The 21882-nt window shown below is 68.9% G+C and carries 22 protein-coding genes; 11 read left to right on the forward strand and 11 right to left on the reverse strand.

Annotated features, from left to right (window positions below):
* Positions 1-43 precede the first annotated feature (43 nt).
* Together bfr and ACODSY_RS02150 are read right to left on the reverse strand one after the other, a co-directional pair.
* Positions 44-535, reverse strand: a complete 492-nt coding sequence (bfr, locus tag ACODSY_RS02145) for a bacterioferritin (protein ID WP_488949979.1) — start codon at positions 533-535, stop codon at positions 44-46.
* A 150-nt stretch (positions 536-685) separates the two neighbouring features.
* Positions 686-871: a (2Fe-2S)-binding protein gene (locus ACODSY_RS02150; RefSeq protein WP_488949980.1), complete on the reverse strand. Its 186-nt coding sequence runs from the start codon at positions 869-871 to the stop codon at positions 686-688.
* Between the two features lie 198 nt (positions 872-1069).
* Here ACODSY_RS02150 and ACODSY_RS02155 point away from each other — a divergent pair, with 198 nt between their 5' ends.
* Genes ACODSY_RS02155 through thiE form a run of 4 tightly spaced genes read left to right on the forward strand, consistent with a single transcriptional unit; the run spans position 1070 to position 4285 of the window.
* Positions 1070-2455, forward strand: a complete 1386-nt coding sequence (locus tag ACODSY_RS02155) for a cytochrome ubiquinol oxidase subunit I (RefSeq protein WP_488949981.1) — start codon at positions 1070-1072, stop codon at positions 2453-2455.
* On the forward strand, positions 2452-3480 hold the full coding sequence (gene cydB / locus ACODSY_RS02160; RefSeq protein WP_488949982.1) for a cytochrome d ubiquinol oxidase subunit II: 1029 nt from the start codon (positions 2452-2454) through the stop codon (positions 3478-3480). Before ACODSY_RS02155 ends, cydB begins: the two co-directional genes overlap by 4 nt.
* A complete protein-coding gene (locus ACODSY_RS02165) occupies positions 3464-3610 on the forward strand; it encodes a hypothetical protein (protein ID WP_488949983.1) in 147 nt (48 codons plus the stop codon). The genes cydB and ACODSY_RS02165 overlap by 17 nt, the downstream gene beginning before the upstream one ends.
* 24 nt (positions 3611-3634) lie before the next feature.
* A complete protein-coding gene (thiE, locus tag ACODSY_RS02170; RefSeq protein ID WP_488949984.1) occupies positions 3635-4285 on the forward strand; it encodes a thiamine phosphate synthase in 651 nt (216 codons plus the stop codon).
* On the opposite strand, the gene ACODSY_RS02175 is transcribed toward thiE, so the two are convergent.
* Entirely contained in the window at positions 4282-4692 is a 411-nt protein-coding gene (locus ACODSY_RS02175; protein WP_488949985.1) for a GFA family protein, read from the reverse strand. The two genes, thiE and ACODSY_RS02175, sit on opposite strands and share 4 nt — an antisense overlap.
* Before the next feature lie 76 nt (positions 4693-4768).
* Here ACODSY_RS02175 and ACODSY_RS02180 point away from each other — a divergent pair, with 76 nt between their 5' ends.
* Positions 4769-5566 carry an inositol monophosphatase family protein gene (locus ACODSY_RS02180; RefSeq protein WP_488949986.1) on the forward strand — a complete coding sequence of 266 codons (798 nt, stop codon included), beginning with the start codon at positions 4769-4771 and terminating at the stop codon, positions 5564-5566.
* 16 nt (positions 5567-5582) lie between these two features.
* Positions 5583-6602: a glycerophosphodiester phosphodiesterase gene (locus tag ACODSY_RS02185; RefSeq protein WP_488949987.1), complete on the forward strand. Its 1020-nt coding sequence runs from the start codon at positions 5583-5585 to the stop codon at positions 6600-6602.
* A gap of 110 nt (positions 6603-6712) precedes the next feature.
* Here the strand turns inward: ACODSY_RS02185 and ACODSY_RS02190 are convergent, their stop codons facing one another.
* Positions 6713-8572 carry an ABC transporter transmembrane domain-containing protein gene (locus tag ACODSY_RS02190; RefSeq protein WP_488949988.1) on the reverse strand — a complete coding sequence of 620 codons (1860 nt, stop codon included), beginning with the start codon at positions 8570-8572 and terminating at the stop codon, positions 6713-6715.
* A gap of 117 nt (positions 8573-8689) precedes the next feature.
* Between ACODSY_RS02190 and rpmE the strand changes: the two genes are divergently transcribed.
* Complete coding sequence (gene rpmE, locus ACODSY_RS02195) at positions 8690-8914, forward strand: 50S ribosomal protein L31 (protein ID WP_488949989.1); 225 nt, start codon at positions 8690-8692, stop codon at positions 8912-8914.
* A gap of 129 nt (positions 8915-9043) precedes the next feature.
* Here the strand turns inward: rpmE and rcdA are convergent, their stop codons facing one another.
* Both rcdA and ACODSY_RS02205 read right to left on the reverse strand, forming a co-directional pair.
* The gene (gene rcdA / locus ACODSY_RS02200; RefSeq protein ID WP_488949990.1) at positions 9044-9556 is read right to left on the reverse strand and encodes a protease adaptor protein RcdA; all 513 of its coding nucleotides are present in this window, start codon (positions 9554-9556) and stop codon (positions 9044-9046) included.
* Positions 9557-9646: 90 nt separating this feature from the next.
* Positions 9647-9853: a DUF1192 family protein gene (locus ACODSY_RS02205; RefSeq protein ID WP_488949991.1), complete on the reverse strand. Its 207-nt coding sequence runs from the start codon at positions 9851-9853 to the stop codon at positions 9647-9649.
* An 81-nt stretch (positions 9854-9934) separates the two neighbouring features.
* Here ACODSY_RS02205 and ACODSY_RS02210 point away from each other — a divergent pair, with 81 nt between their 5' ends.
* Both ACODSY_RS02210 and ACODSY_RS02215 read left to right on the forward strand, forming a co-directional pair.
* Complete coding sequence (locus tag ACODSY_RS02210; protein ID WP_488949992.1) at positions 9935-10927, forward strand: NAD(P)H-quinone oxidoreductase; 993 nt, start codon at positions 9935-9937, stop codon at positions 10925-10927.
* 35 nt (positions 10928-10962) lie between these two features.
* A complete protein-coding gene (locus ACODSY_RS02215; protein ID WP_488949993.1) occupies positions 10963-11298 on the forward strand; it encodes a low affinity iron permease family protein in 336 nt (111 codons plus the stop codon).
* Here the strand turns inward: ACODSY_RS02215 and ACODSY_RS02220 are convergent.
* On the reverse strand, positions 11295-12527 hold the full coding sequence (locus tag ACODSY_RS02220) for a TetR/AcrR family transcriptional regulator (protein ID WP_488949994.1): 1233 nt from the start codon (positions 12525-12527) through the stop codon (positions 11295-11297). The genes ACODSY_RS02215 and ACODSY_RS02220 overlap by 4 nt on opposite strands.
* A gap of 100 nt (positions 12528-12627) precedes the next feature.
* Positions 12628-14046, reverse strand: coding sequence for a helix-turn-helix domain-containing protein (locus tag ACODSY_RS02225; RefSeq protein WP_488949995.1), 1419 nt, complete (start codon positions 14044-14046; stop codon positions 12628-12630).
* A gap of 142 nt (positions 14047-14188) precedes the next feature.
* Between ACODSY_RS02225 and ACODSY_RS02230 the strand changes: the two genes are divergently transcribed.
* Together ACODSY_RS02230 and ACODSY_RS02235 are read left to right on the forward strand one after the other, a co-directional pair.
* Positions 14189-15781 (forward strand): isocitrate lyase, encoded by a 1593-nt coding sequence (locus ACODSY_RS02230; protein ID WP_488949996.1) that lies wholly within the window; start codon positions 14189-14191, stop codon positions 15779-15781.
* Positions 15782-15895: 114 nt separating this feature from the next.
* Positions 15896-18055 carry a malate synthase G gene (locus ACODSY_RS02235; RefSeq protein ID WP_488949997.1) on the forward strand — a complete coding sequence of 720 codons (2160 nt, stop codon included), beginning with the start codon at positions 15896-15898 and terminating at the stop codon, positions 18053-18055.
* Between the two features lie 90 nt (positions 18056-18145).
* Here ACODSY_RS02235 and ACODSY_RS02240 read toward each other — a convergent pair whose 3' ends face one another.
* Genes ACODSY_RS02240 through ACODSY_RS02250 form a run of 3 tightly spaced genes read right to left on the reverse strand, consistent with a single transcriptional unit; the run spans position 18146 to position 21729 of the window.
* Positions 18146-18499 (reverse strand): YdbL family probable chaperone protein, encoded by a 354-nt coding sequence (locus ACODSY_RS02240; protein WP_488949998.1) that lies wholly within the window; start codon positions 18497-18499, stop codon positions 18146-18148.
* A 13-nt stretch (positions 18500-18512) separates the two neighbouring features.
* Positions 18513-18686 (reverse strand): YnbE family lipoprotein, encoded by a 174-nt coding sequence (locus ACODSY_RS02245; protein ID WP_296599002.1) that lies wholly within the window; start codon positions 18684-18686, stop codon positions 18513-18515.
* A gap of 37 nt (positions 18687-18723) precedes the next feature.
* Positions 18724-21729, reverse strand: a complete 3006-nt coding sequence (locus tag ACODSY_RS02250; protein WP_488949999.1) for an intermembrane phospholipid transport protein YdbH family protein — start codon at positions 21727-21729, stop codon at positions 18724-18726.
* Positions 21730-21882 lie beyond the last annotated feature (153 nt).

Consider the following 21882-nt stretch of genomic DNA (forward strand, 5'->3'; position numbering starts at 1 on the left):
GGTAGGGCTAGCCGAGCCGGGGAAGCAATGCCCGGCCTACGACCTAGTGGCCGCCGCCGCCCTCGAGCTCGCCCAGGGCGCTCTGCAGGTAGTTCTGCTCGCCGAGGCTCTTGATCAGCGACAGCTGGGTCTCGAGGAAGTCGATGTGCTCCTCGGTGTCCGACAGGATCTCGGTCAGGATCTCGCGGCTGACGAAATCGGCTGACGCCTCGCAGAGCTTGATGCCTTCGATCAGGGTCACCCGACCGCCGGTTTCCACCCCGAGGTCGGCCGCCAACCCCTCGGCGACGGATTCGCCGATCGAGAGCTTGTGCAAGTCCTGCAGGTTGGGCAGCCCGTCCAGGAAGAGGATGCGCTTGATGAGCTTGTCGGCGTGCTTCATCTCGCCGATCGACTCTTCGTAGGTGATCTTGCCGAGCCGGGCGAAGCCCCAGTTCTCGTACATCCGGGCATGCAGATAGTACTGATTGACCGCGGTCAGCTCATTGGTGAGCACTGCGTTCAGCAGTCTGATGATCGCCTTGTCGCCCTGCACCGCCAAGCCTCCGTCCCATCACTGAGCGGGGGATGCCTCCCGCGGGCCCAAGATGTCAAAGCCTATGTCTGCAAGTGATTTGCGGTCGCCAAGAAAATGCGATTCCCGCTGCGAATGCCTCTCGATCGCCCGGAAAAGGCGCGGAGAGGCCTACTCGGCCGCGAACCGGAGCGCCTCGCGCTCCTCGTCGAGGATCTTCCGCATGTCGCAGACGCAGCGCGCGCACTGCACTGCGGAATCGCAAGCCTTGAAGATCTGGACCGGCCGGCTGGCGCCGGCCGCGATGGCGGCGCGAACCTCGCGCTCACGGATGCCATTGCAATTGCAGACGTACATTGGCGCGCCGACGGCTCCTGGATGACGCTCTCCAACTAGCGTCTTGCGACTAAGTTTGCAAGTCATTCGCAAGGAATAGTCAACGAGATCAATCCTGCGGCAGCATGTCGCAGCGACCAACGGTTCAGCTTGGACGTTGTAGGCGCCGGAGCAGTTCAGGTCACTGGAACGTCCGGTGGCGGCGCCGCGGGGATGGCGATGGAACTCGACGCGCTGATACTCTCGCGACTGCAGTTCGCGTTCACGATCGCCTTCCACATCATCTTTCCAAGCTTCACCATTGGCTTGGCCAGTTACCTGGCGGTTCTGGAAGGACTCTGGCTGGGCACCCGGCGAGAGGCGTTCAAGACTCTCTACCTGTTCTGGGTGAAGATCTTCGCGATCTCGTTCGGCATGGGCGTCGTCTCCGGCGTCGTGCTGAGCTACCAGCTGGGAACCAACTGGAGCGTGTTCTCCGCGGTGGCTTCGCCGGTGATCGGGCCATTGCTGGCCTTCGAGGTGCTGACGGCGTTCTTCCTCGAGGCTTCGTTCCTCGGCGTGATGCTGTTCGGCTGGAAGAAGGTCGGACCCGGCCTTCACTTCACCGCCACCGCGCTGGTGGCAGTGGGCACGCTGATCTCGGCCTTCTGGATCATCTCCGCCAACAGTTGGATGCAGCATCCGACCGGCCACACGGTGCTGCCGGATGGCGCGCTCCGCGCGGTCGACTGGTGGCAGGTGATCTTTTCGCCGACCTTCCCCGAGCGCTTCGCGCACATGGCGCTGGCCGCCTATCTGACCACGGCGCTGGTGGTCGGCGCGGCGTCCGCGTGGCGGATCCTTCGGCACGGGGCCGACGACGAGGCGCCCTGCCTGGGGTTGCGGATGGCCATCGGCATGTTCGCCATTGTCGCGCCGCTGCAGCTCTTGGTCGGCGACCTCTCCGGGAAAGAGGTCATGCATGTCCAGCCGGCCAAGCTCGCCGCCATCGAGGCCTTCTGGGAGACACGGACGGAGCAGCCTTTCCACATCGCCGCGTGGCCCGACCGCGCGATCGAGGGCAACCGCTTTGAGATTTCCGTCCCTGCGATGGGCAGCCTGATCACCGCCGGCAGCGCATCGGCCGAGGTGAAGGGATTGAAGGACTTTGCGCCACAGGACCGGCCGCCCGTGTTAATCGTGTTCTGGGCGTTCCGGGTCATGGTGGGCCTGGGCATCCTGATGATCGGGCTGGGCGCCTGGGGCGGATGGCTGCTCTGGCGGACGCGCGGGCCGGAATATTCGCGCCCGTTCCTGTGGTCGGCGGTGGTCATGGGGCCCGCCGGCTTCGTGGCGGTCATCGCCGGGTGGGTCGTCGCCGAGGTGGGCCGCCAGCCCTATGTGATCTACGGAATTCTCCGTACCGCCGACGCCGTCTCCCCCGTGGGCGCCGGCCAGGTCACCGCCTCGCTCCTCGCCTTCATGGGCATCTACGCGGTCATTTTCAGCGTGGGCGTGCTCTATATCCTGCGCCTGATCGCCGAGGGGCCGGAGGCGCCGCCTGGCGAGCACGACGAGCCGCCTGGCAACCCCTTGGCCACCGGCACGAAGGAGGTCGCGCCATGACGCTGGACCTGCCGCTGATCTGGGCCGGGATCATCGCCACCGCCGTGCTGCTGTACGTCCTGTTGGACGGCTTCGACCTGGGGATCGGCATCCTGTTCCCGTTCGCCGCGTCGCCCGCCGAGCGCGACGTAATGATGGACTCCATCGCGCCCGTCTGGGACGGCAACGAGACCTGGCTGGTCCTGGGGGGCGGCGGACTCTTCGCGGCGTTTCCTTTCGCCTATTCCGCGCTGATGCCGGCCCTGTACCTGCCCGTGATCCTGATGTTGCTGGCGCTGATCTTGCGCGGCGTGGCGTTCGAATTCCGCCACCACGGCCGGGTGCGCGGCAAGGCGTTCTGGACGGCCGCCTTCGCGGGGGGCTCGATCGCCGCCACCCTCGCCCAGGGCTTGGTGCTGGGCGGCTTCATCCAGGGCGTGACCCTCGAACGCGGCGCCTTCGCCGGCGGGCCGTTCGACTGGCTGACGCCCTACAGCCTGCTGGTCGCGGTGGGCCTGCTGGCCGGCTACACCTTGCTCGGTGCGACCTATCTGATCTGGCGCACGGACGGCGATCTGCAGGTCCGTGCGCACCGATGGGCTTGGATCGCGGCGGCGGCCACGGCGACCCTGCTGGCCGTCGTGAGCATCGCGACCCTGCTGGTGCATCCGCGGATCGCCGTCCGCTGGGGCTTCCAGGACGGCGCCTTCGACTTCGCGACGCTCCTGCCTCTGCTGCCGATCCCGCTGCTGGGCCTGACAGGTCTCGGCGTCGTGGCTCTGGGCATTCGCAAGGCGCACCACGCCACCTCGCTGATCGGGGCCTACCTCGTGTTCCTGTCGGGATACGTGGGCCTGGCCGTGGGCTTCTTTCCCCACATCGTCCCCTACGACCTGGACTTCCGCCAGGCGGCTAACGCCGACAACGCGCTGGGCCTCATGCTGGTGGGGGTCGTCATCCTCCTGCCGGCGATCCTCGGATATACGGTCTGGGTGTACTGGCTGTTCCGGGGCAAGGTAGGACGCGGCGATGCCGGCTATCATTGAACCTCCGCCCGAGGCGGGCGATGGGCTTCCGCCCCTCTGGAAGCGGCTGGCCTGGTTCGCCGGCCTCTCCATCACCGGCGCGCTGTCCTGCGCGGTCATCGCCTACGCGCTGAAGTCGCTGCTGCGCTAGCGGCGGCCTTGTGTATGTAGGGACATGGCTTCGCCGCTCTGCCGCCTCTATCTGATCACCCCGCCGCGCCTGGACGACCTCGCCGCCTTCGGGCACGTCCTGGGCCACACCCTGGACGCAGGGGACGTCGCGGCCCTTCAGATCCGATTGAAGGACGTCGGCGACGAGATCATCGCCGCCGCGGTCGACACCCTGATGCCCATCGCCCAGGCGCGCGGGCTCGCCGTGATCCTGAACGACCGGCCGGACCTCGCCGCCCGCCTCGGCTGCGATGGCGTGCACGTGGGCCAGTCCGACGCCAGCTACGCCGAGGCGCGTCGGCTGGTCGGAAAGGACCGCATGGTTGGCGTCACCTGCCACGACAGCCGGCACCTGGCGATGGAGGCCGCCGAGGCTGGGGCCGACTACGTGGCCTTCGGGGCCTTCTTCCCGACCACCACCAAGGATGCGCCCACCCGCGCCGATCCGGAGATCCTGACGATCTGGCAGGAGACGATGGAGGTTCCTTGCGTCGCCATCGGCGGGATCACCGCCGCGAACGCCCGCGGCCTGGCCGCGGCCGGGGCCGACTTCCTGGCGGTCTCGGCGGGCGTCTGGAGCCACGGCGAGGGTCCGGCGGCCGCCGTGAAGGCCCTGAACGCCGAGATCGCCGCGGGGCTCGCGGACCGAGGCTAGTCCGCCGCGCCCTCGTATTCGGGCACGTCTTCTGGCGCACACACGAAGGGATGACGTGTCGCGGTGAACACCATCCGCTGGGGCGACGGCAGCGTCGGGTCGGCGAAGGCGCCGCCGGCCACGCCGATGACGTCGTCCTCTTCGTCCGGGACCCACCAGATGTTCGAGCCGCAGCGAGGGCAGAGGTGGAAGGTGGTCGATCCCTCGGGGTGGTGGAACGTCCGCACCGCGCCCGCCTGCGCGACCATCTGGCCCGGCCGGTAGTAGACCGTCACACCGAAGAAGCCCCCCGTGCGCCGCTGGCAACGCGTGCAGCAGCAGCTCGACACCAGCATCGGATCGCCCTGCATCGTCACCGCGAGATCGCCGCACCAGCAGGATGCGACACGTTCGACGGCGGTGGTCATCCGACTCTCCTTGCTTTCACAACGGCCCGACACTAGGTTCCGCGCCCTCTATCCCCGCCCGAGATCTTTTGAAACCGTGAGCACCCAATCCGCCCTCCTGAAGGTGATGAGCGACGCTGCGCGCAAGGCCGCGCGCGGGCTCAATCGTGACTTCGGCGAACTCGCCGAGCTGCAGGTGGCCAAGAAGGCGCCGGCCGACTTCGTCTCGGCCGCCGACCTCAAGGCGGAGCAGGTGATCTTCGAGGCGCTGACCAAGGCGCGCCCGGGCTACAGCTTCCACGGCGAGGAGCGGGGCCTGATCGAGGGCACCGACAAGACCCACACCTGGATCGTCGACCCGCTGGACGGCACCACCAACTTCCTGCACGCGATCCCGCACTTCGCCATCAACATCGCGCTCGAGCGCGCCGAGGTGGGCGTGGTGGCGGCGGTCACCTACAACCCGATCACCAACGAGCTGTTCTGGGCCGAGAAGGGCAAGGGCTGCTTCGTCAACGACCATCGCCTGCGGGTGGCGGCGCGCAAGCATATGGACGAGGCGGTGCTGGCCACCGGCATCCCGTTCCTCGGCCACGGCCAGCACGCGAAGTTCCTGAAGGAACTGCACCAGATGACCCAGCGCGTGGCGGGGATCCGCCGGTTCGGCGCGGCCTCCCTGGACATGGCCTGGGTCGCCGCCGGGCGCTTCGACGGGTACTGGGAGCGCGATCTGAAGCCGTGGGACCTGGCCGCCGGGATGCTGCTGGTCTCCGAAGCGGGGGGCAAGGTCACCGACGCCGATGGCGGCGATGCTGTCCTCGGCACGGGCTCGGTGGTCGCCGCGAACCTGGAGCTGCACCCGCAGATCGTCAGTCGTCTGACTGCCGCAAAATAGAGGCTAAGGTCGAGGGATGCTGACTCGCCGCACCCTCGCCGCCACTGCCCTCGCCGCCGCGGCGGCGCCCGCCTTCGCCCAGCCGAAGCGCCCGCTGGTCATCGCGCACCGCGGCGCCAGCGGCGAGCGGCCCGAGCACACGCTGATGGGCTATACCCTCGCCATCGACGAGGGAGCCGACTTCATCGAACCGGACCTCTGCGCGACGAAGGACGGCCACCTCGTGGTGCGCCACGAGAACGAGATCGGCGGCACGACCGACGTGGCCAGCCGGAGCGAATTCGCCGCCCGCAAGGCCGAAAAGGTCATCGACGGGCAGAAGATCAGCGGCTGGTTCACCGAGGACTTCACGCTGGCCGAGCTCAAGACGCTGCGGGCCCGCGAGCGGTTGCCGCAGCTGCGGCCAGGCAGCGCCAAGTTCGACGGCCTGTACGCCATCCCGACCTACCAGGAGGTCGTCGACCTCGCGAAGGCCGAGGGCAAGCGGGTCGGCCGGACCATCGGCACCTATCCCGAGATGAAGCATCCGACCTATTTCGCAGGGATCGGCCTGTCACTGGAGGTCCGTCTGGCGGATGCGCTGAAGAAGAATGGCCTGGCCACGAGGAGCGCGCCGGTCTTCGTGCAGTGCTTCGAGGTCGAGCCCCTGAAGGCGATCGGCAAGCTGGTGCAGAGCCGCCGGGTCATGCTGGTCGGCCAGGGTCCGGCGCCGGTCGACGTGAAATCCGAGGCCGGGGTGAAAGCCGTCGCCGCCTTCGCCGAGGGGCTGGGCCCCGAATGGCCGCTGGTGATCCCCACGACGGGCGGCGCGCTGGGTCCGCCCACCGAGCTGGTGAAATGGGCCCACGCGGCGGGGCTGCAGGTCCACCCCTGGACGGTCCGCGCCGAGAACATCTTCCTGCCCAAGAGCCTGCAGCGCGGCGATGGTCCCGCTGCGCACGGCGACGTGGACGCGGTGTTCAAGGCCATCTACGCGGCCGGCGTCGACGGCCTGTTCAGCGACTTCCCGGGGCTGGCCGCGCAGGCGCGCGCCTAGAGCGCGTTGGGCGAAAGTGGATGCCGGTTTCGCCCCTGAAATGCGCTCTAAATCATAGAGATCGAGCCTGTTTATCGGGTTCAGATGATTCCATCTGAACCCGACAGGCTCTAGGCCGCCTCGAACTGCAGGGCGGCCAGGCGGGCGTAGAGGCCGTTCTTGGCCACCAGCTCGTGGTGGGTGCCTTCCTCGACCACGCGGCCCTGATCCATCACGACGATGCGGTCGGCCTTGAGCACGGTCGCCAAGCGGTGGGCGATGACGAGGGTGGTGTGGCCCTTCATGGCTTCGTCGAGGGCGCGCTGCACCAGGTGCTCGTTCTCGGCGTCCAGGGCGCTGGTCGCCTCGTCCAGCAGCAGGACCGGCGCCTCGCGGATCAGGGCGCGGGCGATGGCGAGGCGCTGGCGCTGGCCGCCCGACAGCGTGCGGGCGCGGTCCCCGACCAGGGTGTCCTGGCCCTCGGGCAGGGCCGCCAGGAAGCTCTCGGCCTGGGCGGCGCGGATCGCGGCCTGGACATCGGCGTCGCTGGCCCCGTCGCGGCCGAAGCGCACGTTGTCAGCCGCCGAGCCCGAGAACAGCGGGCTCTCCTGCGCCACCAGGGCCATGCGCGAACGCACCTCCACCGGATCGGCGTCGCGCAGGTCGACGCCGTCCAGCCGGATGCGGCCGGCCTGGGGATCGTAGAAGCGCAAGAGCACGCGGAAGACCGTGCTCTTGCCGGCGCCCGACGGCCCGACCAGCGCCACGCGCTCGCCCGGCCGTACGTGCAGGCTGAAGTCGGTCAGCGCGGGCAGGTCCGGGCGGCCAGGATAGGCGAAGGTGACGTTTTCGAACACCACCTCGCCCCGCGGCGGGACGGGCAGAGACTGCGGATTCGGCGGTGCGGCCACGCCCGGTCGCGCGTCCAGCAGCTCGCCGACGCGCTCCATGGCGCCCGCGGCCTTCTGGACGTCGCCCCATGTCTCGCCCAGCGCGCTGACCGAGCCTGCGGCCATCACCGACAGGAAGGCGAACTGAAAGAGGGCGCCCCACGAGATGTCGCCGCGCAGGCCCGCGTGGACGCCCAGCCAGAAGACGCCGACGATGCCGCCGAACACCAGCACGATGACCGCGGCGGTCATGGCCGCCCGCGTCGTGATCCGCCGCATCTGGGCGCGGAAGGCCTGTTCCACGGCCCCGCCGAAGCGCTCGGCGGCGGCGCGCTCGCGTCCGAAGGCCTGCACGGTCTCCAGGGCGTCGAGGCTCTCGCCTGCCGAACCCACGGCGTCGGCGAACCTGTCCTGGGCCGAGGTGGTCAGCTTGCGCACCCGGCGGCCGAACAGGAACAGTGGCGCCAGCACGAACGGGAAGGTCAGCAGCACCAGGGTGGTCAGGTGGGCGCTGACGAACATCAGCAGGATCAGCGCCCCGATCAAGGTCAGCAGGTTGCGCAGCGCCACCGAAACCGAGGTCGCCAGCAGGTTCTCGACGATGGCGATGTCGGTGGTCAGCCGCGAGAGCACCTCTCCGGTGCGCGTCTGCAGGAAGAAGGCCGGGTCCAGGGTCAGGATGTGGCCGTAGGTGGCCTTGCGCAGGTCGGCGACGACGCGCTCGCCCAGGCTGGTGACGAAGTAGAAGCGCAGCGCCGTGGCCAGGGCCAGCGTGCCGGCCACCGCGCCCACAACCAGGAAGCGCTTGTCGACGGTGGCCGCGTCCAGGCCGGGCTTGGTGAGGTTGTCCACGACGAGGCGGATCGCGCCCGACATCCCCAGTGTCGCGCTGGTCGACAGCAGCAGGAAGACCAGCGAGGCGAGGGCTCGTCCCCAATGCGCCGCGAGAAACGGCTGAAGCCGGCTCAGCGCCCGCACATTGCGGCTCTTGCCCCGTTTCGCCGCACCCTCGGCCAGCGTCTGGGCCATGGCCTGACCGGCGCTGGGCCGACCTTCGACCTGGGATCCGGGCGCATTGGACTCTGGCCCCGGCTCGCTCATCCGTCTCGCACCTTGCATTTGCCCGCGCGTTTCTCTATACGCGCGGCTTCCTTTTCGCCCGCCTTCACCGGCGGCCGGCCCGCATGTGGCCGCTCCAATACGTCAGGCGCCCGTTCGATGAAACAAGACACTCACCCCGACTATCACTTCATCACTGTCGTGATGACGGACGGCACCACCTACAAGACGCGTTCCACCTACGGGAAGGAAGGCGACACGCTGAACCTGGACATCGATCCGAAGACCCACCCGGCGTGGACCGGCGGCGGTCACCAGCTGCTCGACCGCGGCGGCCGCGTCTCGCGCTTCAACGCCAAGTTCGGCGCCTTCACCCGCAAGTAGGCCCGGCGGGTTGGACCTATCCCCGCGAAGGCGGGGATCCAGGGTAAGAATCAAAACGCCGCGAGGGGTGACCTTCGCGGCGCTTCTTGTTGTGCGTTTCCCTTGCGGGAGAAGGCCGTTATCCGCCGCTTAGCCGCCGAAGGCGCTCTTCAGGCGGTCCAGCTGGCCCAGCACCGGATTGGCCGGTTCGGCGGTCCGGCTTTCCAGATACATGCGCTTGTCCAGGTGCCGGACGCGCTCGTAGAGGCGCTCGGCGCGGTCGGCAAGGCCGGTGAGCCCACGGGGCAGTTCGACGCGCGCGGCGTCGGTCTCGGCGGTGCGCGACACGTCCTCGGCATTGAGGCGATATCGGTCCTCGCACGCGGCGGCCGGAGCCATGTCGCCTTCGCGGACGGCGCGCTGGACCAGCAGCCACGAGGCCACCTGCATCAGCCGCGTGGTCAGCCGCATGCTTTCGGCCGCATAAGCCAGGGCGGCGTTGCGCGAGAGCAGCTTGGATTCCTGGCGGCCCTCGCCGTCCAGATATCCGGCGGTCTCCTCGACCAGCTCCATCCCTTCCTGGAACGTGCGCTCGAACAGCTCGGACCGAGCGAAGTCCTGGATGACGTCGTCACGCCAATCGGGGCTCTGGATATCCTGCATCAACATGACTCTACACCGGATAGGGTTTCCACGCGCTGAACGAAACGTCGCGGCGCCGACGTCCCCGTGCAACCGCTGTGCCAGTCCGGACTAGTTGGCGCGAGGGGCGAAAAGCGCGTCGGCGGCGGCGCGGCCCGACAATTTCTTGTCGATCTGGGCTTTTACGCGGCGGGCTTCGGCCTCGAGGATCTCGAGGCGCTCTTCCAGCTCGGAGACGGCGTAGAGATCCAGGTCCTCGCGTACCGCCTCCAGCAGGCGCTGGCCGCGGCCGAGCCGGACGTCAGCAGGTTCATCCATGGTCGAACCCTCCTTCCCGTCCCCCGACAGGACGACTATCTGACCGGGAAAGGCCGATTTGCGCAAGTTTCAGGACGATCCATGACCAGCCCCGTCGAAGCCGAGACCATGACCGCCATCGCCGTGGAGGGTGGGAAGGGACCGGCCGAGGCGTTGAAGCCGGTCCGGTTGCCGATCCCCGAGCCGGGCCCGGGTCAGATCCTGATCAAGGTGCGCGCGGCGGGCGTGAACCGTCCCGATATCGTCCAGCGCGGAGGGTCCTATCCGCCGCCGCCCGGCGCGCCGGATACCCTGGGCCTGGAAGTGGCCGGCGAGGTCGCCAGGGCCGCGGGACGCTGGAAAGTCGGCGACAAGGTCTGCGCCCTGCTGGGCGGCGGGGGCTATGCCGAATATGCGGTGGTGGATGCGCGGCATGCGCTGCCGATCCCGGCAGGGCTTAGCTTCGAGGAGGCCGCGGGGCTTCCCGAGACGGTCTTCACCGTCTTCGCCAACGTGTTCGAGCACGGCGCGCTGAAGGCCGGCGAAACGCTGATGATCCACGGCGCGACGTCGGGCATCGGCGTGACCGCGATCCAGATGGCGAAGGCCGCCGGCGCGAAGGTTATCGCCACGGGGCGCGGGGCCGACAAGGCGAAACAGGCGCTCGCGCTCGGCGCCGACGTCGCCGTCGACGTGACGAACGAGGATTTTGCCGAAGTCGCGACGCGCGAAGGCGGCGCCGACGTGGTGCTCGACATGGTGGGCGGCGACTATGTGCCGAAGGATCTCGCGGCCCTGAAGACCGGCGGCCGGATCGTGTTCATCGCCGCCCTGGGCGGCGGCATGCTCAATATCCCGATCTTCGCGATCATGATGAAGCGCGCGGTGATCACCGGCTCGACGCTGCGTCCCCGCGACGCGGACGAGAAGGCGCGGCTGACGGCCGAGGTCGAGCGGGTCGTCTGGCCGTGGATCGCGGGCGGCAAGCTGAAGACGCGGATCGATGCGACCTTCCCGCTGGAGCAGGCCGCGGCCGCCCATGCCCACCTCGAAGCCGGCGCGCACGTGGGCAAGGTGATCCTCACCGCCGGCTGACCGGAACGGCGCCGCTGTCCGGACGTTCGCGCCGCATGGCATCGAATGTTATCCGGCGCGGCCTCACCGAACTGGGCGTCCTGACGGCGCGGCCCATCGCCTTCCTGGCCCTGGCCGTCTACATGGCCGCCTGGTTGATCTTCGACCGCGGCAGCTTCGACATGCATGGCGGAGCCGCCCTCGGCGCGTGGGTGATGACGCTCTTCATTCAGCGCGCCGCCCATCGCGACACCCAGGCGATCCAGGCGAAGCTGGACGAACTGCTGCGCGCGCACGGCGAGGCGCGCAGCGAGCTGGCGGGGCTTGACGCAGAAGAGCCGGAAGACATCGAGGCGAGGCGCGAAGCCGAGCAGACGCGCGCCGCTGGCTAGCGCTCGAAGATGCCCTTGAGCAGCGGACGCACGAAGACCGAGGCGGCCGCCTTGGGGCGCACGTCGGGGACCAGGTAGCCCAGCTCGGCGCAGGCGTTCAGCGTGGCGTTCAGCATCTGGGACGCGATGAACGGGTCCACCGGCCGGATCGAGCCCTCGGCGATCCCGTCCGAGATCATCGAGGCGAAACGGTCCGAAACGCGGTTCGAATGCTCGACCATCACGCGGCGCATCTGCTCGGGCAGGGCCGTCAGCGCGTTGGTGCGGAGCAGCGGGCCATGGTCCGACAGCTGGAACTCGGCCAGGGCGGCGGCGCAGGCCGAGACCTTGTCCCACTGGTTTCCCGGCAGCTCCATCGCCAGACGCTGCGCGCGGGTCATGACCTCGAAGCTGCGCTCGAAGCACGCGACGACCAAGTCGTCCTTGGCTTCATTGTGGTGATAGAAGCTGCCCTTGGTCACGTTCAGCTCGGCCGAAATCTTGTCGACCGAGGCGCCGCGATAGCCGCGGAGGTTGATCAGCCGCGTGGCCGCCAGCAGGAAGGTTTCACGCGCGAGCTCCGGCCCATCGCGGGCCGCGAGCTTGTCCATCGCCATCGGCTTCGGGTCCCACGCCGCGCCTTCCGGGGCCAGGCCGTGCAGGAAGATGTCCACCATCCGGTCGTGGATGCGCGGATAGTCCTCGGCGTCGAACTTGGCGAGCCAGGCTCCGCCCCAGAACACTTGTTCCAGCAGCATGCGTGTGCGCGCCGTCCGGCGGCCGCGCGACATCCAGATCAGGTCGGGATGGTCGAAGATCTGGCGCGTCTTGCGGAAGAGCCGGCCGTAGGCGGTCGCCACCTCCTCGCGTCGCGGCGACGTGAGCGCGCGCAGTTCGGAGATGATCGGCAGCGGGGGCGCGGTCCCGGCGAGGGTGGCCGCCAGCGCCTCGAGATAGAGCGTGAAGAAGTCACTGAGGCGCTCGGCTGGCGTGGCCGCGCGCACTGCCCGGTCGGCGAGGTCGTGGAGCGTCTCGATCCCGCGCGTGATGCACGCCGCCGCCAGGTCGTCCTTACGCTTGAAGTAGTAGGTGACGCTGGTCGTCGAGAGGTCCACGGCCGCGGCGGTGTCGCCCAGCGTCAGGCCCTTGATTCCCTTGCGGTTCAGGATGCGCGTCGCCGCGTCGAGGATGGCTTCCCGCTTACGCTCGAACCGGTCCGTCGATTTCACCGCCGCGCTTCGCTGGACCATGGACGCACAGTTCCCCGAATGAGCACCCTTTTGACCCCGAAAGCACCGCTTCGCCAAGGGTCTACATCGCCCGGCTTGACCTTACGGCATTCCGAATGCGTCAGTTGTCCGAGAAGCCAAAAGGCGCGCTGGTCCGCCGGATATCGTCCGGCAGGATCGAACGCCCGATCGGCGGGGCCGAGCGCGCGGTGCATTCCGTGCGGTGACAGAGCCGGCAGGTGACACCGATGGGCGTCGCCGCCTGGCCCTCCGCCGATTGGCCCTGGGCGTAGATCAGCTTATCGGCATGCTCGGCCGCGCAGCCCAGCGCGATGGCGCGCTCCACCTTGGGCCGGCCGTAGCCACCGCCGCCGGCGGTGACGGTGCGGGCGACCGAGAAGAACCGCTGACCATCAGGGAGTTCCAGCCACTGCGTGACGATCTGCCGAGGCGTTCGGAACGCCTGGTGCACGTTCCAGAGCGGGCAGCCGCCCCCATGCCGGGCGAACGGAAAGCCTGCGCCGTCCAGGCGCTTGGAGATGTTGCCCGCCTCGTCCACGCGGATGAAGAAGAAGGGCACCCGCTCCTGGCCCGGCTTCTGCAATGTGGTCAGCCGGTGAGCCACCTGCTCGAAGCTGGCCCCGAACTGCCGCCCCAGGGCTTCGACGTCGTAGCGGCGAGCTTCGACGGCCCGCGCGAAGGCCGTGTAGGGCATCAGGATGGCGGCGGCGGCATAGCTGGCCAGGGCGCGGCGGGTCAGACGCTCGCCGCTGTCGGTGGCGAAGCCGCCCGGGGCGACCACCGCGTCCACGTCGGCGCCGAGTTCGAGATAGGCGAGTTGCAGCGCGAGCTGGAACGTCTGGCTGGCGTTGTCCAGTTCGTCGCTCAACAGGATCTCGCGGCGATGATGGTCCAGACGTCGGGTCGATCCCACCATGACCTCGGGCGGCAGGCGGCGGACCCGAAGGTTGTGGCGCGCCTTGAAGTAGGGCGTGAAGCCGTCGTGCGCCGCGACCGCTTGCGAGATCCGTTCGGCGGCGTCGTCCAGGCTGGGGAAGCTGTTGCGCCGCGCCTCCAGGAAACGACGGGATTCCGCGACGGGGTCCGAGGCCTCCGGCGCGCGCGCGCCGGCGTCGGCTTCGGCCGCCGCTCCGCGATCCGCCAGGGCCAGCTGTTCCTCGCGGTATGAGGTGTAGAGGCGCAGCAGCGCCTCGGTGATGCCGGGGAAGTTGGTGGTGACGTCGCCGACCTCCAGGGATGGCAGGTCGATGTCGGCGAACATCGGATCCTTCAGCACCGCCTGCAGTCGCGCGGCGTCGTCATTCGCGCCGTCACCAGCGAGGGCCGCCACGTCCACCTTGTAGGTCTGGGCCAGGCGCACAAGCACCTCGGCGCTGAGCGGCCGGTGATTGCGTTCCAGCAGCGCGATGTACGAGGCCGAGACGTCGAGGTCGGCGGCCATGTCGGCCTGTGTGAGCCCACGGTCGCGCCGGAGGCGGCGCAGGCTGGGTCCGGCGTAGATGCGACGTTCGGCGGGCATGTCACCCTCTTTGTCATTCCTTACAACATTACACGGAAAGTTTGTAAAGTTTGACACCTAGACCGCGTGGGCCCTCCCAACGCCGTCGCGGCGGAGGTAGCCGATGGTTCACATCACCCACACGGCACTAGGAACTTCGGCAATGGCGTACCAAGACCACATCATCGAGATGAGCCAGCTCATCAAGAGCAAGGGCGGAACCTGGGACGGGATCAGCGCCGAATCCGTGGCCCGCATGCGTCTACAGAACCGCTTCAAGACCGGCCTGGAAATCGCCAAGTACACCGCTGGCATCATGCGCGAGGACATGGCTGCCTACGACGCCGATCCGGCCAACTACACCCAGTCGCTGGGCTGCTGGCATGGGTTCATCGCCCAGCAGAAGCTGATCTCGATCAAGAAGCATTTCGGCTCGACCAAGCGCCGCTACATCTATCTGTCCGGCTGGATGGTTGCCGCCCTGCGCTCCGACTTCGGCCCGCTGCCGGACCAGTCGATGCACGAGAAGACCTCGGTGCCGGCGCTGATCGAAGAGATCTACACCTTCCTCAAGCAGGCCGACGCCCGTGAGCTGGGCGGCCTCTTCCGCGACCTCGACGCGGCCCGCGCGGCCGGCGACAAGGCCAAGGAACAGAAGCTGGTCGACGCGATCGACAACTTCGAGACCCACGTGGTCCCGATCATCGCCGACATCGACGCCGGCTTCGGCAACGCGGAAGCCACCTACCTCTTGGCCAAGAAGATGATCGAGGCGGGCGCTTGCGCCCTGCAGATCGAGAACCAGGTCTCCGACGAGAAGCAGTGCGGCCACCAGGACGGTAAGGTCACGGTCCCGCACGAGGACTTCCTCGCGAAGGTCCGCGCCTGCCGCTACGCCTTCCTCGAGATGGGCGTCGACAACGGCATCATCGTCACCCGCACCGACAGCCTGGGCGCCGGCCTGACTAAGCAGATCGCGGTCAGCCACACGCCGGGCGACATCGGCGACCAGTACAACAGCTTCCTGGATTGCGAGGAGATCGCGCCCGCCGACATGAAGAACGGCGACGTGGTCCTGAACCGCGGCGGCAAGCTGCTGCGTCCGAAGCGCCTGCCGTCCAACCTCTTCCAGTTCCGGGAAGGCACGGGCGCGGACCGCTGCGTCCTCGACTGCATCACCTCGCTGCAGAACGGCGCCGACCTGCTTTGGATCGAGACGGAAAAGCCCCACATCGAGCAGATCGCCTCGATGGTCGACCGCATCCGCGAAGTCATCCCGAACGCCAAGCTGGCCTACAACAACAGCCCGTCGTTCAACTGGACCCTGAACTTCCGCCAGCAGGTCTACGACGCCTGGCAGTCGGCCGGTAAGGATGTCTCGTCCTACGACCGCGCGGGCCTGATGAGCGCCGACTACGACGCCACCGAACTGGCGGCTGAGGCCGACGAGCGGATCCGGACCTTCCAGCGCGACAGCGCCAAGCGCTCGGGCATCTTCCACCATCTGATCACGCTGCCGACCTACCACACGGCCGCGCTCAGCACGGACAACCTGGCGAAGGAATACTTCGGCGACGCCGGCATGCTCGGCTACGTCGCGGGCGTCCAGCGCAAGGAAATCCGCCAGGGCATCGCCTGCGTGAAGCACCAGAACATGTCCGGTTCGGACATCGGCGACGACCACAAGGAATACTTCGCCGGCGAGGCGGCTCTGAAGGCCGGCGGCGCGCACAACACGATGAACCAGTTCGCCTAACCGCGCGCTCGTTCTCGCGTCGAAAGGGCGGCCTGGGATGTCTCGGGCCGCCCTCTTTTTTCCTGCTATGGCTTGAGGCCGCGCGCGCTGCCGCCAGCCAGTCGAGAGTTCAAGATGGACATCACCGCCAACCTCGCCGTCGATGACCTGCTGCACGCGTTCGTCGAGACTGAGCTGCTGCCGGATACCGGCGTCGGCCCGCAGGCGTTCTGGAACGCCCTGGAGGCGATCCTCGCCGACTTCGCGCCGAAGAACCTGGAGCTCCTGCGCCGTCGCGACGAACTGCAGGTCCTGATCGACGGCTACTGGCGCGAACGCCGCGGCAAGCCGGTGGACGTGGCCGAGGAGACCGCCTTCCTGCGCGAGATCGGCTACCTGCTGCCGGAACCCGAAGCGTTCCGGATCGGCACCCGCGGCGTCGATCCCGAGATCGCGGTCACCGCCGGGCCGCAGCTGGTGGTGCCGGTGTCCAACGGCCGCTACGCGCTCAACGCCGCCAACGCCCGGTGGGGCAGCCTGTACGACGCGCTCTATGGCACTGACGCGATCGAGCCGCCGACGGGGACCAAGGGCTACGATCCCGCGCGCGGCGCCAAAGTGATCGCCTTCGCCCGCAACCTGCTGGATCGTGTGGCGCAGCTGGCCGAGGGGTCCCACGCCGACGCGACGGCCTATTCGGTGGCGGACGGCGCGCTGGTCGTCACGCTGAAGGATGGTCGCAAGGTGGGCCTGTCCGCCGAGGGCCAGTTCGCGGGTTGGCGCGGCGAGGCCGATGCGCCCGCGGCGGTGCTGCTGAAGCACAATGGCCTGCACCTGGAGATCCAGATCGACCGGGCCAGCAACATCGGCAAGGACGACGCGGCCGGCGTGGCCGACGTGCTGGTCGAGGCGGCGCTGACGGCGATCCAGGACTGCGAGGACTCCGTCGCGGCCGTCGACGCCGAGGACAAGGTGGGCGTCTACCGCAACTGGCTAGGCCTGATGCGGGGCGACCTGGCGGCCAGCTTCCAGAAGGGCGGCAGAACCGAGACCCGTCGGCTCGACGAGGATCGCACCTACCGCGCGGCCCAGGGCGGGGAGCTGACCCTGAAGGGTCGCTCGCTGATGCTGGTCCGCAACGTGGGCCACCACATGACCACCGACATGGTCCGCCTGGGCGGCGAGCCGGTGTTCGAGACGGCGGTCGACGCGCTGATCACGGTCACCGCCGCCCTGCACGACATCAAGGGCGCCCAGCGCAACAGCGCCGTGGGCTCGGTCTACGTCGTGAAGCCCAAGATGCACGGGCCGGACGAGGTGGCCCTGGCGGTGCGCCTGTTCGACCTGGTCGAGGATGCGCTCGGCCTGCCGCGCAACACGGTCAAGATCGGCATCATGGACGAGGAGCGGCGGACCAGCGCCAACCTCAAGGCCTGTATCTTCGCCGCCAAGGACCGGGTGGTGTTCATCAACACCGGCTTCCTGGACCGCACCGGCGACGAGATCCACACGGCCATGGAGGCCGGCCCGGTGGCCCGGAAGGACGCCATCAAGGCCGAACCCTGGCTGCCCGCCTACGAGAAGCGCAACGTCGAGATCGGCCTGGCCACCGGCTTCCAGGGCCGCGCCCAGATCGGCAAGGGCATGTGGGCCGCGCCCGACATGATGAAGGACATGCTGGCCGCCAAGATCGGGCATCCGAAGGCCGGCGCGAACACCGCCTGGGTGCCGTCGCCGACGGCGGCGGTGCTGCACGCCTTGCACTACCACGAGGTCGACGTCCCGGCCCTGCAGACCGCCATGGGCACGACGGCCGCCACCGGGCTGACCGAACTGCTGACGCCGCCGCTGGCGAAGTCGAATTGGAGCCCGGCCGACGTGCAGCAGGAGCTGGACAACAACGCCCAGGGCATCCTGGGCTATGTGGTCCGCTGGATCGACCAGGGCGTCGGCTGCTCCAAGGTGCCGGACATCCACAACGTGGGCCTGATGGAGGACCGGGCTACGCTCCGGATCTCCAGCCAGCACATCGCCAACTGGCTGCACCACGGCGTCTGCACCGAAGCGCAGGTGCGCGAGACGATGGCCCGGATGGCCAAGGTGGTGGACGGCCAGAACGCCGACGACCCGCTCTACACGCCCATGGCCGGCAATCCCGACAGCGTCGCCTACCAGGCCGCGCTCGAGCTGGTGTTCAAAGGCCGGGAGCAGCCCAACGGCTACACCGAGCACGTCCTCACCCGCCGCCGCCGCGAGCGGAAGGCGCAGGGGGTTCGGGCGACCGAGACGGCTTGAGAGTTCCCTCTTCGGAGGGAGGGTGGGGGCGCAGGCCCAAAGCCTTTGAGCCGGGCGCCAGTCCCTGCGCCCCCACCTAATATTCGCGGACTACTTCTTCACCCAGCCGCCACCGGCCGGCTTGTAGTACTCGCCGGGCTTCAGCCGGCTCTGCACCACCTGCGTATAGGCCGACGCGCCGGCCGCCTCGACCGAGACGCCGTTCTTGGCGGCGGCCTGGCGATAGAGGGCCGCGCGGCCCTGGTTGATGTCGTCGACGGCGGCCTTCAGGGGCGGGTCCGACGAAGGCTTCACGAAGCCCAGGAAGCCGTCGGCCTGCTCGCCCACGATCCCCTGCGCCTTGGCGGCGTCGACGGCGGCCTTGGAGTCCATGGCCTGGGCCACGGCCGGCGTCGCGGCGAGGGCGGCCAGGACGGCGGCGGCGATGTTGAAATGGTCTTTCATGGTCTTTCCCCTCTTAGAAGAGGTTGGGGTTCTTCTGGATGAGGGCCTTGACGTCCTCGTCCAGCTGCAGCCGGACGTTGGCGTCCAGCTTGGCGTAGATGTTGATGGGCGCGACCTCGACCCGAACGGTCGGGGTGCAGGCCGCGAGGCTCGTGGAGGCGAGCGCGGCCAGCAGCACGGCTCTCATGGGGCGGTCTCCGTCATCATGGGTCCTTTCTGAAGCTTCACGGCTGAAGCGGACCTGAACTCTTCGCCTTCTGATATTCGGCGTAGTCCGAGAGCAGGTCGTCCAGATTGAGGGTGGTGTCGAGGGTCAGGTTGACGCCCGTCCCCGACGGCAGTGGCAGGGGCTTGCCCAGGAAGCGCCGGTTGATGAGGTCCATCAGCGTCAGCTTGATCTTCTGATTGGTGGGCGGGTCGTGTCGACCGACGATGTGGAACAGCACGCCCAGGCGCCCGTCCGGCTGGCTGGCGACGCTGGCTTCCAGCTTGTCGAAGGCCAGGTTCTCCATCGCCTGGTAGGCGAAGTCGGTGAAGGTGGAATTCGGATCGGGCACGGCGGGCGTGGCCGGCGGGGTGTCGGTGCTCACGCCGGTCAGAGCCGAGCGGTCGATCGAGATGCGGCCGGCTTGGATGGCGTGCAGCTCGCCGCCCGAGATGCGCACCTTGTTTCCGGTCATGTCGAACGGGATCTTGCCGGTCACCTTCGCATCCAGCTCGACCTTGTCGCCGAACGGCGAGGCCTCGACCAGGTCGTGGAGTTGCACGCCCTCGAGGATGAGGACGCCGCGGATCGGCGCGTCTGGGACCAGGGGAATCTCAAGGGTTTCCACGCGCACTTTGCCGCCGCCGACATCCGCCTCGCCGCCGTCGACCTTCAGGAGGTTGTCGACCACGCCGTAGGTGGCGCGCAGGTTTTCGAGCAGCAGGGGCCCCTGGACCTGCTCGATGGTGATCTGCTGCCCGGGCGCGGCGGTGAGCGGAGCCAGGCTGGAGAAGACCAGTTCGCCCTTGAGGCCCTTCACGGGGCCGGCCGGGCTCTGGAAGTCGAGGCGCGGGATGTTGACGACGCCGTTGCTGGTCGAACCCGCCGGCGTCCAGTCGAAGCGGCCCTTGAACTTCGCCTGGCCGACCACCGGCGAGCCAACCGCGGCGGCCAGCGGCGAAATCTGCGCCGGCTGCAGCCCGCCCTCGTCGAAATTCAGCATCTCGGTCTCGATGACCACCACGCCCAGGCCGAGGCGTCCATCCTGGGTGACGAGCGCGTTGCCCAGCGGCGCGCCGCTCGGCATCCGGAAATCGAGGTCGGCGCGCCAGATGAACTCCGACAGGCTGGCGTCGCCGGTCATCATGAAGGGGTTGAAGCGCTTGTCGGCGCCGGTGTCTTCCTGGCGGGCCGTGTCGATGTGGGCCTGGACGGCGACCTTGCCCCGGCGGCTCTCGGCGACGAAGCGGGCGGCTCCGTCGGTGACCCGGCCCTGGATGAAAGGCGCGGACGCGGTCGCGGCCTCGACGCGGCCGGCGATCCGCCAGTCCGCGCCCGTCATCCGGAACAGCGGCCCGCCTGTGGGGCAAAGGCGGCCCGACAGGCGCTCGATGTCGTTGGCCCCGAAGTCGAGGCGTTCGGCCTTCGCGGGGATGCAGCGGTCGGCGATGAAGGTGACGCCGCCGTTCACGATCTGCAGCCGGCCGGACGCGTCGAGATCGGCGCCCTGGACAAAGCCCACCGATGCGCGGGCGTGAACACGCCCGGACGCGACCGCCCCGCCCTCCACGAGGGTGAGCTTCGCCACATCGGCCTCGACCGCCGGCAGGCCACCGCCCTTCACGTTGAGCCGGAAGGCGTCGCCGTGCGGCCCTAGCAGGGGGGAGGCGCCGCGGGCGGCGAGTTCGGCCACGCCGCCGCCCGCCATGGCGAGCCGGATGGGTTGGGGCAGGCCGATCGCGCCCTGGCCCTCGGTGAAGCGCAGCGAGACGGCCGGGGCCGCGAAGCGGAAGCTGCGGGCCGCGCGTTTTATGGCGGCCATATCGGCCGCGTCCTGCGCCGTGACCGCGCCGAGGCCGGCCCAGCCACCGCGTCCCACCGCCGAGGCGGCCAGCTTCACGTCGATCCCGCCGCCGGCGGCAGCCACGGGGCCGTTGGCCGTGAGCCAAACCGCATCGAGGCGCAGGTCGCCGCTCCGGACACCCTCGACGCCTCCATTGAACTTCAGCGTCGCCGCCACGCGGTCGCCGTCCTTGCGGGCCCAGGCGAAGTCGTTGAGCACGGCCGAGGCGCGGATCGCCCGGGCCTCGGTGGCGCCGAAGCGGCCGGCCGTGGCGGTTAGGCTGGTGGTCGCGCGGCCCGTGACGAGCAGGTCTGGGATCCAGCCGCGGGCCTGCCCGGTGAGTCCGGCCTTCAGCTCGGCCTCATCGAGCGCCTGGCCGGCGACCGTGACTTTGCGGCCCGTCAGGGTGAGGCCCGCCACCACCGCGCCGTCGCCGCGCTGCTTCTGGAGGTCCGGATAGGGCAGGTCGGCCGTGAGGGTCAGGCGGCCGTCGCCCACCTCGGCCGCTGCGGTCTTGGCCCCAACCACCGGCGCGGCCAGGGAGACGGCGATGCGGCCGGCGCGGGTGACGGCGCGTAGCGCGCCGGCGCCAAGGCTGACGTCGAAGTCGGGGCTGCGCAGCCGCGCGGGGGCCGAGGTCGCGCTCAGGGTCTGCAGCTTTCCCTCGGATACGAGGGCGTCGGCGGCTAGCCGCAGCGGGCCATAGTCGGTGGCAAGCACCAGGACGCCGCCGTCGATCCGGATCAGCGGCTGGGTGGCGTTAGGCTGGGGCGGGCGGCGCAGGAACTCCTGGACGATGGGGTCGAGGGCGCCGACGTGCAGGCCATCGCGGCGGAGCTGGGCGCGCAGGACCGGCTTCTTCAGGGTGACCGAGACCACCTCGATGCCGGTGATGCGGGCGCGGTAGCGCACCTCGGCGCGTTCGGCCGCGAAGTCCGGGTTGTTCGGGTCGCCGATCCGCAGCCGCGCCGTGAATGTGGTGGGGCCGAAGGCCTCGACCTGCGCGTCGGCGGGTATGCCGCGAGACTGGAGCCAGCCGGTGAGCGCCTCGCGGGCGATGGTCTTGCGGTTGAACCAGGCCAGGGCGACGGCGGCCAGCAGCACACAGGCGATCACCACCAGAAGGCGGATGGTCGTGCGGGCGGGTCGCGGCGGGCGTCGCGGTGTCTCGGCGTCGGTCACAGGCTGCGGTTCAATGAAGTTCGTCCCCTCAATAGAGGGAATCGCGTTGGGACCGTGACTGTTCCGTTCGGGGGGCGTGGCTGAATACTGCACGCGGCTAGGGCGGACGCTTCTTGCCGCGCGACGGGCCACATGGACCAGCACGCACCACAC

It is taken from the genome of Phenylobacterium sp. FG114, from assembly GCF_057809855.1.